The organism is Shewanella zhangzhouensis, from assembly GCF_019457615.1.
Taxonomy (GTDB): Bacteria; Pseudomonadota; Gammaproteobacteria; order Enterobacterales; family Shewanellaceae; genus Shewanella; species Shewanella zhangzhouensis.
On sequence record NZ_CP080414.1, the window covers coordinates 3,562,479 to 3,574,312 of the forward strand.

The following is an 11,834-nucleotide window of genomic DNA, read 5'->3' on the forward strand; positions in this document are numbered from 1 at the left end:
CAGGCGAAGGATTAAAACAGGATTAAAGTAAGCTGCCGCCAAGACGTTGCCAAAGCCTTGTTGCCACCGGGCCCGGCACAGCAGCGCTTCGGCGCACCAGATGATATTCAAACCGCTGCCGAGTGGGAAAATCGGCAAGCTCCAGCACTCTCAGGCGCCCTGTCGCCAATGCCTCTGTCAGCATCCACTCTGGCAAGCGCCCCCAGCCCATACCCTGCTCAATCAAGGAGAGCTTGGTGGCAAAGCTATTCACATACCAATGCCGCTGGGCAGTTTGCACGCCAAGCTTAAGCCCAAGGGTGCCGCTGCCCGAGTCCTGCACCAATATCTGATATTCCTTTCGCAGCTGCTCTACGCTGGAGAGCGCCGGATAGCGTGCCAGCAGGCGGGGGGCGGCCACATTGAGCATCTGTCCCTGACTCAGGGGCTTTGTATCGAGCCGGGTGCCCGGGCTCAGCGCCGGTGCCAGCGGTGTAATGGCAAGATTTGCCTGCCCCTGCTGCACCCGCTCCACGGCACCTGTGAGGTATTCCTGCTGAATCACGATGTCAGTTTGTGAAAACTCGGCCTGCACCGACTCCAGCGCCTGGAGGATGGGCGTCAGCTCGAATGAAGCTTCCACCGTCAGCACCACCCTGTCTTCATCCCCCCGGCCCAGATGCTGCGCAAGCTGCTCAATCTCTGCGTGGCTCTCTAAAGTTTTCAGCGCCAGCTGATAAATGCGCTCGCCATTGCCCGTGAGCACAAGGCGGTAGCCATCACGGTTAAACAGGGTCAGCCCCAACTGAGATTCGAGCTGTTTGAGTGCGTGGGTCAAGGCGGGCTGGGTTTTGCACAGCGCCTCGGCGGCCTGACGCAGCGACGGTTTTTCCACGGCGGCGCACAGGGCCTGAAGCTGAAAAACAGAGGGCATGAAGATAAATCCTGTGAATCATCTTAATAAAAGATAATCAATATATTTAATTTTTTGACTGATGAATACTGAGGCAATCCCTCAATGACCCACGGATTGTCGTCAATCATGCCCTCTGCCCCATCCTTTGTGCGCTTACTGCCTATTTTCCTGCTGGCGCTGCCCATGGCAGGCTTTGGCATTGCCAAATTGCTCGGCGTCCCCGAGCTGCACCGCGCCTTTCAGGCCATGGCGCTGCCTGCCTGGTTTGGCTACTTTATTGGCGCCGCCGAATTGGCGGCCGGTATTGGCCTCTTGCTGCCGCGCTGGAGCGCTCTGGCCGCCACGGGCTTAATCCCCATCATGCTTGGTGCGGCCGGATTTCATCTGGCCTTCGATGTGCCCTCGCCCATTCCGGCGCTGATCTTTTTGGCGCTGTGCCTCTATATCATCACCCTGCGCCGCAAAGACGCCATCTGGTATCCCTTCTGACCTCTGGCGATTTCGGTGTTTTCCCTGTGGAAGGGAGTGCCTTGCACTCCCCTTTTTTTGGTATTCATCCGGCATTCTGTCCCGGATTTTTTGGCCTTTGGCGCCAAAGCCTGTAAAGTGAGCCTGCCGGTGGCAGACTCCCCCGGCAGCGGCGCTATTCAAACGTACAATAGCCGACGATAACAACAATGACAGGATGAAAGACGGACTATGAGTCAACCAACGAATCTTTCGGGCAACGACCTCAGCGAGGTCAAACAGCTCGGCATGTGGGCCTCCATCATGAGCCTTGGCTACATTTTCTGGCTGGTGGGCGGCATGGAGCTGGTGGAGCGAATTGCCTACTACGGTGTGAAGGCCAGTGCCGGCCTCTATGCCAAGGCGCCCGTTTCCGAAGGCGGCCTGGGTATTTCCCTTTCTGACTACGGCATCATTATTTCGACCTGGGCGATACTGCAAACCTTTATCCCGGTGTTTACCGGCGGTATCTCCGACCGGGTGGGCTACAAAGAAACCATCTTCGCCTCCACCATCATTAAAATCTCTGGCTACCTGTGTATGGCCTTTTTCCCCAGCTTCTGGGGCTTTCTGGCAGGGGCCATGCTGCTGGCCGCCGGTACGGGTATCTTCAAGCCCGGTATTCAGGGCACCCTGGTACTGGCCACCCGTCGCGATAACAGCTCCATGGCCTGGGGTATTTTCTATCAGGTGGTGAATATCGGCGGCTTCCTCGGCCCCCTGGTTGCGGTGCACATGCGCCAGTTGTCATGGGACAATGTGTTCTATGCCTGCGCCGCGATTATATCGCTTAACTTTTTGTTTTTGCTTACCTATAAAGAACCCGGCAAAGAAGCCCGACTGGAGCGCCAGCGCAAGATTAAAGCCGGTGAAATCAAACAGGACTTCCTGTGGAAAGATGCCTGGAACGAGCTGAAAAAGCCGGTGGTGATTTACTACATGCTGGTGTTTGCCGGTTTCTGGTTCCTGTTCAACTCCCTCTTCGACGTGCTGCCCATTCACATTGCCGAATGGGTAGACACCAGCGTGATTGTTTCCACCCTGTTTGGCGAAGAAGGCACCCGCAGCGGCATTTTGCAGTTCTGGCTGGGGCTGAATAACGAAGGCACCAAGGTAATGCCGGAAGGCATGCTGAACCTGAACGCGGGTCTGATTATGACCAGCTGCTTTTTGGTGGCGGCCCTGACGGCCAAGTACCGCATTACCACCGCCATGCTGTGGGGTTGCCTGTTGTCCATCGGTGCCTTTGTGATGATTGGCGCCACCCACGCCGCCTGGTACATAGTGCTGGCGATTGCCATGTTCTCTCTGGGCGAGATGATGATTAGCCCCAAGAAGAACGAGTTTATGGGCAATATCGCCCCCGAGGGCAAAAAAGCCATGTATCTGGGCTTTGTGATGCTGCCACAGGGTATCGGCTGGGGTCTGGAAGGCTATTTTGGTCCCAAGCTGTATGAGATGTACGCCTCGAAAGAGAAATTCGCCCGTCAGATGCTGGGTGAAGAAGGCATGAGTAGCGCCGATGTGGCCGCCATCCCACAGGGTGAAGCCTTTACCCGACTGGTGGAGTTTACCGGTCGCGGCAGCCGCGAGCTGACCGAAGTACTCTACAACGCCCACAACATAGGTATGGCCTGGTACATTATCGCCGCCATCGGCACCCTCTCGGCGGTAGGCATCTTTATCTACGGCAAGTGGCTGTTTAAGATGCAGCAACAAAACCCGGCATAAATCAACGCCCGGGCTTTACTGTTCCAGAATAAAAAAGCTGCCATCGGCAGCTTTTTTTATTGGGCTGTATTTCAGCCGGCGTATTTTTTCAGCCACTTGGCAACATCGTTGCCCAGGGTATTCACCGTGTGCTGCAACACGCTGCAGGAGCCCTTGAAGCCGCCCCACATACCGCCGGTGGAAAAACGTGAGAAATCGCTGATCTTGGTTTCTTCACCATCAATCACCAGCACGGCCGTCGCCGCCACATGCTTGCGATGGGGGTTAAAGGGGTTGGCGTTGCCTTCGCTGTACACATTGTCGATGGTGATTTTCACCGCATAGCCGTCATCCGGCAAAGCTTCTACCCGCTTGATTTTCAGCTTTTGCTTATTACCGTATTTAACGATGGAATCGGCAAACTGACGACCCAACTCGGTGCATTCCAGCTCAACCTTATCGACTATGTTGCTCTCGGGGTTATAGGGAATGTCGGTAAGGATATACACCACACCTTCTTCGGCGGCCTTCACGGCTTTCGCAGCCGGCGCGGCCTTGGGTGCAGGCGCCGCTTTTACGTCGGGCGCTGCTGGCGCCGGTGGAGCCACAGGCGCGGCTGCGGTTTCAACTGCCGGGGCTTCGGCCGTTTGGGCGGCATTGGTTGGCGCCTTGTCAGCGGCGGGTTTATCGGTGGCGCCGCAGGCTGTCAGCATCAGCGCCAACACAGGGGCGGTGACGGCGGCAGAAAAAGGCAGTTTATGCATTTCAGTCTTCCTAATGAGATTTCCTTGTTGGTGCAGGCAAACTACCGAATAACAAGCAAAAAGAAAAGCCCCGACATCGGCAGTCGGGGCTTTATATCACGCTTTTAACAGGGCGTTTTACAGTCCCTTGACCAACTATTTCACCACCAGTACCGGGCATTGGGCGCCATTGGCGACGGCCTCTGCCACATTAGTGTGCAGAAAATGCTGAATACCCGAGTACCCATGGCTGGCAATAACCACCATGCCAATCTCGCCGTTGTTGGCTTCGGCAATGATTTCATCCGTTGCATCGCCCATACGGATTTGGGTTTCAATCGGCAAATCCGTATGAAGTTTGGCAAGTAAGGATTTCATCTTTTCGGCTGCCGCGTCCTCCATACTCTTGGCGAGTTCTTCCGGGGTAATTGCCAATATCATGAAATTTTCATCGCCCATGGGTCTTGGAACCACATGCAGAATCTTCAGTCCCACCTTATACAGGTTGGCCATTTCCACCGCATACCTGAGAGCATGGGAGGCCGTTTCAGTAAAGTCTGTGGGCCACAGTATTGTTTTGTTTACCATATCTACCTCCCGAAACACCTTAAGTTATCAGGCTTGTCCCTTTGGTTCTCAGTCGCCCAACCACTCCAGGGCATCTTGCCTGTCGACAAAGAACCTGGCGTCGGCCGGGGTAAACCAATCCGCAAACTTGGTCATCCACTCTTGCCAGCCGGGTCTGCCGAACACGGCGATTTTTTCGAAGTGGCGGCCATGCTTGATGCCCAGTTTCAGGTCATCCCACATGGCCCTCGCCTCCCAACCGTCCAGCTCGGTGGCGTCCACCAGCATATAGATATCGGGATCACTGACACCGGCAATGGCGCCCTCCAGCACTGGCACCATGCGCTCGTAGTCCTCATGGGTGAGTGTGCCGGTGACCTTGAGCACCACAAAGAAATCATCCTTTCCGTGACGCTCGACCCCTATGGTTAAACCATGTCTGAGTGTTGTCATCTCTATGCTCCTTGCCGCTACACCTACCATTATTGTAGGCACTGGCCAGCAGAGACAATCGTGATCCAGATCAAGTTTTTCCCCGGCGCTTGCCTATTTAAGCCGCAAGCCTTAACCTAGACCGACTAATCAGTCGGTTTTATTTCCAGCAAGGGTATCACCATGAATGCAGCCCCCCAGATGCAGCCATCCCCATCCGGCGAAGTAGCCGCCATGCAGCAAACCTTCGAACGCCAGCGACAAAAGTTTGCCCAGCACAGCTATCCCAGCCTGAGTGAACGGAAAAATGCACTGACCCTGTTGAAACTGACCTTGTTGGAACAGCAGGATGCGTTGATCAGCGCCCTTAGTCGCGACTATGGTCATCGCAGTGCGGATGACAGCCGGATATCCGACATCATGCCGGTGGTTAACCACATCAATTATAGTCTGTCCAAGCTGAGCCGCTGGTGCAAACCCAGCAGGCGCCACGCCGGGATCCTCTTGGCACCGGCCAGCGTCAAAGTGACTTATCAACCCAAGGGGGTTGTGGGCATCATAGTGCCCTGGAACTTCCCGGTGATGCTAAGCCTGGGGCCACTGGTGACCGCCATTGCCGCCGGTAACAGCGCCATGCTCAAGCTGTCTGAGTTCACTCCCGAGACCAATAAGGTGCTCAAATCCTTATTGGCAACAACCTTTGCCGAAAGCAAGGTGGCCGTTATTGAAGGGGAAGCCGATGTGGCCGCCGCCTTCTCAAGCCTGCCCTTCGACCATCTGCTGTTTACCGGCTCCACCGCCGTGGGTAAACACGTTATGCGCGCCGCCAGCGCCAATCTCACCCCGGTCACTCTGGAGCTGGGTGGCAAGTCCCCGGTGATAGTAGCGCCGGATATGGCGCTGGAGACCGCCGTTGAGCGTCTCATTTACGGCAAATGCCTTAACGCAGGGCAAATCTGTGTCGCACCCGACTATGTGTTGGTGCCACGGGGTAAGGAAGATGCCTTTATCAAGGCCTATCAGGACAAGTTTGCCGCCCTGTACGGCAAGGTTGAATCCAACGACGACTACGGCGCCATCATCAACGAACGCCAATGGCAACGACTGATGCAGGTGCTGGATGATGCCAAACAACAAGGCGCCAGGGTTCACAGCGCCAGCGGCGAGCAGCCTCTCAGTTCGCTGCGTAAACTGCCCACCCAACTGTTGACCCAGGTGACGGATGAGATGCTGGTGATGCAGGAAGAAATCTTCGGTCCACTGCTGCCTGTGGTGCCCTACGACAGCCTCGATGATGCCTTAAGTTACATCAATGCACGCCCAAGGCCGCTGGCGCTGTACCTGATGAGCTTCGATACTGCCACCCAGGACAAGGTGCTCAGCAGCACTCACTCAGGGGGTGTTTGCATCAACGAAACCGTGTTCCATGTGGCCGCCGACGATGCGCCATTTGGCGGTATAGGCCCATCGGGAATGGGGCACTACCACGGCGAAGAGGGATTCCGCACCTTCAGCCATGCCAAAACCGTCCTTAAGCGCGGCCGCCTCAACACCGGTAAGCTGGTGCACCCGCCCTATGGCAACGCCATTCAAAAACTATTGATGAAAGTCTTTTTGCGCTGAGGACTCATGCAGATGGCGACTCAGGACCGAGGCACAGACAAACGCTACCAGATATTGACGGCGGCGCTGCGCCTTTTCAATGGCCAGGGATTTCACGGCACCTCCACCGCCAGCATTGCCAAGGCGGCGGGGGTGGCCACAGGTACCCTGTTTCATCACTTTCCCAGTAAAGAGGCCCTGCTGGAAACCCTGTTTTTAACGGTAAAGCAGGAGTTTGCCGATAGCCTTGCGGCCATGGCGATTTTGGAAGGAACGCTCGAAGACAGGGCCAGGCAGCTTTGGTTTGGTGCCATCGACTGGGCGCTTGAAAACCCGGATAAGCAGCAGTTTTTTCAGCAATTTTCCATGTCGGTGGAAATCCCCTTATCCCTTCGTGAACAAGCCATGCAGGGGATCCTCGGCTTTATCGGCGTGATGATAGCCGAGGGGCAAACCTCAGGGGTACTGGTGCGGCTACCGCTGCCACTGATGCTGGAAAATTGCCATGGCCAGTATCTGGCCGCGACCCGTTTTTTTTTGGATCATCCCGACCTTGGCAATGACGCCGGGCACAGAGAAGCGAGTTTTCGCCTCTTCTGGCATGCCATGGCGCAGCAGTGTGCAGCCAACGCCTGAAGTGCGCAGCCAACGCCTGAAGTGCGCAGCCAACGCCTGAAGGCAGTAATCAGCACGGCGACAGGGCTCCATTCCCGAAGAAGTGCGCGTATGAGTTAAATGAAAAAGCCGCTCAGTGAGCGGCTTTTTCTTTTCATTGCCAGAGATGGGGTCTGTCAGTCTTCACCCAACTGCTGGCTGCCCGGTGCTGACTGAGACGCTGACCAGTAGCCCTGTGCAACGCCCTTCTCAATCATTTCGGCAACGGCCACTTCGATGGCTTGCTGCACACAAAACTGCACCGGCTCGTTGGTGGTAAAGCCCACTTCGGCCTCGGCGAGACGATTCAGACTGGTAAAGCGGAACAAACCGGCGCGCATCTCCTGAGACATCACCCGCTTGGTGGTATTCACCGACATCAGTACCTTACCCGTGTGCACATCCACCGCACGCAGATAAATGGTCACCTGATCTTCACGGTACAGTTCAGATGCGCCTATCCCATAGTATTCCACACCCGTGCCGCCGGTATTGGTGTTGGTTTCGTAGCTGATAATGCCGCCCTCAAGCAGCAGTCTGGCATTGGCCATAACCGGCAGTTCGGCAGATTTCTTCTGTTTATTGATGAACTTGCGTTCGGTTAACAGGTTTTGCAGCCCTTCACGCTCCACAGGCGTAAACCAGCCCGAATCCAGCAGGGTTTGCACCAACATGGAGGTCGCCCCCTGAGTCACGGCAGTGGAGAAGCTGCTCACGTTCGCTTGGGGTTTATATTGGCCTGTCTGATCACGAAAGGAATATACCGCCACCGGGATGGGGTATTTGGGACCGGGCTTAGCCTTCAGGCTTTCCATGGTTTGGCTCAGGGGATTGACCTGCGCCTCGGTAATATTGAGGTCTGGTTTGGGGATAAGGCTGCAGCCACCCAATGACAGCAGCGCCACCGCGAGCAGCAGTCTCATGAATTACCTCCATAAACAGGCATCTCAATTACTGTAACTTCACCCGTCAGCTGGTTGGTAATGGTGAGCACCACGCCGCTGCCGTTGGAGGCCACCTCGATGCGGTAATCGCCCGTGTCATACACCCCATCGGTGATTTCACCGTCGGCAACCTTGCGGGTAATGGAGTTGATGATATTGCGCTCCAGCGACTCCTTGAAACGGGTCACGAAGTCCTTTTCACTGGAGGGAGACTGGTTGTCGTTCTGGCTCTGTGCCTTGTTCAGCAAGAAAGAGCCATTGAGTGGCGAACCACCGAAACTCGGGTTGATGGGGGTATAAACCAGCTCTGTAGCCTCGGCCGAGCCTATCAGGGCCAGCGCCGCCGCGAATAACGTCCTTTTCATGTTCAATCCTGTGTGCTGATGGCGAGATCGGCGCCCTCACCCAGCAGGGCATTGGCCCTCACCTGGGCCAGATAATCCACTGTAATGAGTACCGCCTGCTCGGCTTTGTCCTTGATTGAGCTGGCCCTGCGGCCAAAGTGTGTGCTGTAAATCTTTTGGCCGTTGATCTCCATCACCAGCAGGGTGCCGGCCTGGGGAAATACGGTTTCGGTCAGGGTAACGTTAAAGCCCTGGGTAAAGGGCAATTCACGCCAATAGGAGGAATAGTAAAAGCTGAACTCCTTGCCAAAGCGGGTCAGGGTTCGGTCAATCACCAGACCGCTGATCTCCACCTCATCGTCCATCGCCCGCGCCTCAAAGGCACAAACCATAGACAACGAAAGCAACAAGGCTGCCCATAATGCCTGCTTCAAGATGCCTCTCCCCTGGCCAGAAAAATCCTTGATCCACTTCACACAAACAGCCAGCAATGTAGCAGGAGAGCCGCGAGGCGGTCATCAAAAAAGATTAATATTTACAGCAAATTAGCTCGAAGGTATAGGCGAGGATTTCCCGAATAACACCTTTATACTAGAGGGGGTTGCGGTAAGAAAAGCTGCACCTGCAGGCCGCCGCCACTGCGGTTTTGCAGGCTGATGCGGCCATCATGGGCTTCTATGATTTCCCGGCACAGCGCCAGTCCAAGCCCGGTGCCCTGCTGTTTGGTTGAGTAAAATGGCAAGAGGGCCTGGGACAGTACGTCCGGCGACATACCCGGCCCTTTGTCGTTAACCTCAATGAGCACGCCGGGCTCTCTTAAGTGCTGACGACGCACCGACAGGCTCACCTCTTCCGGGGCAGAGCCACTCTCATGGGCATTTTTGATGAGATTAATCAGCACCTGTTGCAGCTGCACCTCATCGGCCCACACCGGCTCAGTGGGCAGTTCTCCCTCGATGTTGAACGCCAGCTGCAACTTGAGTTCATGGCACAAACGGCCCAGGTCCACCCCAGTCTTGATTGGCATTGGCAGCCGGGCGAAACGGGCATAGCCCTCAATAAACTGTCCAAGATGCTGGGTGCGTTTGTCGATGGTATCGAATATCAGATTAAGCCGTGGCTCTTCCAGACGCTCTGCCAGCACCCGACCTGAGTTGACCATGGAGCGCATGGGCGCGAGGGAGTTATTCAGCTCATGGCTTATCACCCGAATAACCTTCTTCCACACCGCCACTTCCTGACGGTTGAGCTCCCGGGTCATCTGCTTAAGCAACATAAGCTGGTGCTCAAGGCCATTGAGTTGGAAACGGCCGCGGCTCAGGTGCCAGGTTTCGGTCTCGCCGTCACGGTCCAGGGCAAACAAGCCATCGGCACCTTCACGCAGCATACGGCCCATGGCCTCATCCAACTGGTCAGTCAGCGAAGACATCGTCATGCCGGTCAGGGGCTTGCCTCCCACCAGCGCATGACGCGCCGAGTCATTGGCATAAATAATATGTCCACTGCCATCGAGCAGCAGCATCAGATTGGGGGAATTCTGAATAACCTTGTCCAGCAGCAGCTCCCGCTGGTAGATATGCTGACGCTCCCGGCGCAGCTCTCCGGAGGCGCGATTGAAGAGTACCGCCAATTGCCCCAGCTCCGGGTCCTTACTCTGGGGCAAAGACACGCTGAAATCATTGTCGATAAGGTTAAGCAGCCCAAGTTCCATGGCCTTGATAGCATCGTTCACAGGACGGGTAAGCCAGGCGGTGAGCAGCAACGACACCAAAGCACCCATGACCAGTGCCAGCAGAGGTAAAGCCGATGGCCAATCGCCCCCCAGCCAATAGGCCATGGAGCCACCAATCAGCCAACTCAAGAGCACTATTAACATTAACCTGCTTCTGAGGCTCAGCATAAAGCCTGTCCCCATGGGTTTATCCTTCGGCCTTGGAGGACTTTACCTCAATACCAAACTTCTCCATGCGCCGATAGAGTGCCTGACGGCTGAGCCCAAAGGACTTGGCCACCCTGGCAATCACGCCCTTGTGGGCGGCAATGGCGGCTTCTATTTCATGCCTGTTTGGCTCGGTGTGATGGTTCTCAGTGATGTGAGGCTCGGTGACGTGAAGCTCTGTGATATGGGGATCTGAATTGTGCTGAACAGAGCCGTAGTGGTGCCCCTGAGGGGACGCCATCTGGGATTGATTTACCACGGGCTGCGGCGCTTGCGTCGGCATCAAACCAAAATCGGCAGCAGTCAACATCTCACCTCTGGCGAGGATATCCGCCCGCTTACAGGCGTTTTCCAGCTCGCGCACATTGCCTGGCCAGGAGTGGGCCAAAAGCGCAGCCTTGGCAGAGGCATCCAGCGCCCGTCCACGGGTAAAGTGCAGCACCAGGGGCAGCACATCATCCCGGCGCTCACTCAAAGGCGGCAACGCCAGCTCCACCACGTTCAGGCGGTAAAAGAGATCTTCACGGAAACGGCCATCGATGATGTCCTGTCGCAGGTCGGCGTTGGTGGCGCTGAGCACCCTGACCTTACACTTGCGGGTTTGATGACTGCCAAGGCGCTCAAACTCACCGGTTTGCAGTACCCGCAGCAGCTTCACCTGTCCGCTTAAAGGCAGATTACCAATCTCATCCAAAAACAGGGTGCCGCCATCGGCGGCCTCAAAGCGGCCGATGCGGGCCTTGGTGGCACCGGTAAAGGCACCGGCCTCCGCGCCAAAAAGCTCGGCTTCCATCAGCTCCATGGGTAAGGCGCCCACATTCACCTTGATAAAAGGTTTGTCTTTTAACGGCGAATTGGCATGGAGAATATCGGCCAGGCGGTCTTTACCTGCGCCGTTGGGACCTGTGATAAGTACGGATACATCCGACTTGGCCAGCTGCAGCGCCAAATCCACACAGCGCTCCATGGCCACGCTGCCAAACACCAGACCACAGAGGTTGGCCTCGTGAATAACTGCTGTGCGCTCGGCCTTCTGGCGCTTGAGCTCGCCGTTTTCCCGGGACAGTTTGTGCAGCGAAATCAGGTTGCCAATACTGGTGAGCAGTTTGGCATCGTCCCATGGCTTACCCAGATAATCGGCAGCGCCGGCTTTCATCAGCTCCACCGCCATTTCCAGCTCGGTCCAGGCCGTCAGCAGGATAATGGGGATCCCCGGACGACGCTCACGCAGGGCATGGAACAGCTCGCGCCCTTCTTCACCACTGGTGGTATCGCGGGTGAAATTCATGTCCTGTATCACCAGCGAAAACTCGTGTTGCTCAATGGCATCGAGCGCCATTTCGGGGCTCTGCACGCAATGGCTTTTGTAACCGCTCAGTTCAAGCATCAGCGAAAGCGCTTGGCAAACGTCCAGATTGTCGTCGACGATTAATATCTTATCCATTTGATTCATCTTGGGTAATTCAGCCACTACACGATAACGTAAGGGCCCGCCAT

General features: G+C 55.9%; 13 protein-coding genes. 4 read left to right on the top strand and 9 right to left on the bottom strand.

What is annotated here, in order from left to right:
• Positions 1-22 precede the first annotated feature (22 nt).
• A complete protein-coding gene (locus K0H63_RS15670) occupies positions 23-913 on the bottom strand; it encodes a LysR family transcriptional regulator (RefSeq protein ID WP_220065481.1) in 891 nt (296 codons plus the stop codon).
• 84 nt (positions 914-997) lie between these two features.
• Here K0H63_RS15670 and K0H63_RS15675 point away from each other — a divergent pair, with 84 nt between their 5' ends.
• On the top strand, positions 998-1,384 hold the full coding sequence (locus K0H63_RS15675; RefSeq protein ID WP_258405595.1) for a DoxX family protein: 387 nt from the start codon (positions 998-1,000) through the stop codon (positions 1,382-1,384).
• A gap of 210 nt (positions 1,385-1,594) precedes the next feature.
• Complete coding sequence (locus tag K0H63_RS15680) at positions 1,595-3,133, top strand: MFS transporter (RefSeq protein ID WP_220065482.1); 1,539 nt, start codon at positions 1,595-1,597, stop codon at positions 3,131-3,133.
• Between the two features lie 71 nt (positions 3,134-3,204).
• On the opposite strand, the gene K0H63_RS15685 is transcribed toward K0H63_RS15680, so the two are convergent.
• The 3 genes from K0H63_RS15685 to K0H63_RS15695 all read right to left on the bottom strand — a co-directional run bounded on the left by K0H63_RS15685 (position 3,205) and on the right by K0H63_RS15695 (position 4,875).
• Positions 3,205-3,876, bottom strand: coding sequence for a hypothetical protein (locus K0H63_RS15685; protein ID WP_220065483.1), 672 nt, complete (start codon positions 3,874-3,876; stop codon positions 3,205-3,207).
• A 135-nt stretch (positions 3,877-4,011) separates the two neighbouring features.
• Positions 4,012-4,443 (bottom strand): universal stress protein, encoded by a 432-nt coding sequence (locus K0H63_RS15690; protein WP_220065484.1) that lies wholly within the window; start codon positions 4,441-4,443, stop codon positions 4,012-4,014.
• A gap of 48 nt (positions 4,444-4,491) precedes the next feature.
• Complete coding sequence (locus K0H63_RS15695; RefSeq protein WP_220065485.1) at positions 4,492-4,875, bottom strand: SpoIIAA family protein; 384 nt, start codon at positions 4,873-4,875, stop codon at positions 4,492-4,494.
• Between the two features lie 162 nt (positions 4,876-5,037).
• Here K0H63_RS15695 and K0H63_RS15700 point away from each other — a divergent pair, with 162 nt between their 5' ends.
• Positions 5,038-6,477, top strand: a complete 1,440-nt coding sequence (locus K0H63_RS15700) for a coniferyl aldehyde dehydrogenase (RefSeq protein WP_220065486.1) — start codon at positions 5,038-5,040, stop codon at positions 6,475-6,477.
• Between the two features lie 12 nt (positions 6,478-6,489).
• Complete coding sequence (locus tag K0H63_RS15705; protein WP_220065487.1) at positions 6,490-7,092, top strand: TetR/AcrR family transcriptional regulator; 603 nt, start codon at positions 6,490-6,492, stop codon at positions 7,090-7,092.
• A 155-nt stretch (positions 7,093-7,247) separates the two neighbouring features.
• Here K0H63_RS15705 and K0H63_RS15710 read toward each other — a convergent pair whose 3' ends face one another.
• From K0H63_RS15710 to K0H63_RS15730, 5 genes are all read right to left on the bottom strand, one after another.
• Positions 7,248-8,033: a CsgG/HfaB family protein gene (locus K0H63_RS15710; protein WP_220065488.1), complete on the bottom strand. Its 786-nt coding sequence runs from the start codon at positions 8,031-8,033 to the stop codon at positions 7,248-7,250.
• Positions 8,030-8,419 carry a curli assembly protein CsgF gene (locus K0H63_RS15715; RefSeq protein WP_220065489.1) on the bottom strand — a complete coding sequence of 130 codons (390 nt, stop codon included), beginning with the start codon at positions 8,417-8,419 and terminating at the stop codon, positions 8,030-8,032. Before K0H63_RS15715 ends, K0H63_RS15710 begins: the two co-directional genes overlap by 4 nt.
• 2 nt (positions 8,420-8,421) lie before the next feature.
• Positions 8,422-8,790: a curli production assembly/transport protein CsgE gene (locus K0H63_RS15720; RefSeq protein WP_203327237.1), complete on the bottom strand. Its 369-nt coding sequence runs from the start codon at positions 8,788-8,790 to the stop codon at positions 8,422-8,424.
• A gap of 194 nt (positions 8,791-8,984) precedes the next feature.
• Positions 8,985-10,274, bottom strand: coding sequence for a sensor histidine kinase (locus K0H63_RS15725; protein WP_258405596.1), 1,290 nt, complete (start codon positions 10,272-10,274; stop codon positions 8,985-8,987).
• Positions 10,275-10,317: 43 nt separating this feature from the next.
• The gene (locus tag K0H63_RS15730; protein ID WP_220065491.1) at positions 10,318-11,781 is read right to left on the bottom strand and encodes a sigma-54-dependent transcriptional regulator; all 1,464 of its coding nucleotides are present in this window, start codon (positions 11,779-11,781) and stop codon (positions 10,318-10,320) included.
• Positions 11,782-11,834 lie beyond the last annotated feature (53 nt).

Excerpts from the sequence above, each read along its gene's own strand:
- K0H63_RS15670 (WP_220065481.1), bottom strand. The coding sequence starts at position 913 with ATGCCCTCTGTTTTTCAGCTTCAGGCCCTGTGCGCCGCCGTGGAAAAA.
- K0H63_RS15675 (WP_258405595.1), top strand. The coding sequence starts at position 998 with ATGACCCACGGATTGTCGTCAATCATGCCCTCTGCCCCATCCTTTGTG.
- K0H63_RS15680 (WP_220065482.1), top strand. The coding sequence starts at position 1,595 with ATGAGTCAACCAACGAATCTTTCGGGCAACGACCTCAGCGAGGTCAAA.
- K0H63_RS15685 (WP_220065483.1), bottom strand. The coding sequence starts at position 3,876 with ATGCATAAACTGCCTTTTTCTGCCGCCGTCACCGCCCCTGTGTTGGCG.
- K0H63_RS15690 (WP_220065484.1), bottom strand. The coding sequence starts at position 4,443 with ATGGTAAACAAAACAATACTGTGGCCCACAGACTTTACTGAAACGGCC.
- K0H63_RS15695 (WP_220065485.1), bottom strand. The coding sequence starts at position 4,875 with ATGACAACACTCAGACATGGTTTAACCATAGGGGTCGAGCGTCACGGA.
- K0H63_RS15700 (WP_220065486.1), top strand. The coding sequence starts at position 5,038 with ATGAATGCAGCCCCCCAGATGCAGCCATCCCCATCCGGCGAAGTAGCC.
- K0H63_RS15705 (WP_220065487.1), top strand. The coding sequence starts at position 6,490 with ATGGCGACTCAGGACCGAGGCACAGACAAACGCTACCAGATATTGACG.
- K0H63_RS15710 (WP_220065488.1), bottom strand. The coding sequence starts at position 8,033 with ATGAGACTGCTGCTCGCGGTGGCGCTGCTGTCATTGGGTGGCTGCAGC.
- K0H63_RS15715 (WP_220065489.1), bottom strand. The coding sequence starts at position 8,419 with ATGAAAAGGACGTTATTCGCGGCGGCGCTGGCCCTGATAGGCTCGGCC.
- K0H63_RS15720 (WP_203327237.1), bottom strand. The coding sequence starts at position 8,790 with ATGGTTTGTGCCTTTGAGGCGCGGGCGATGGACGATGAGGTGGAGATC.
- K0H63_RS15725 (WP_258405596.1), bottom strand. The coding sequence starts at position 10,274 with ATGTTAATAGTGCTCTTGAGTTGGCTGATTGGTGGCTCCATGGCCTAT.
- K0H63_RS15730 (WP_220065491.1), bottom strand. The coding sequence starts at position 11,781 with ATGGATAAGATATTAATCGTCGACGACAATCTGGACGTTTGCCAAGCG.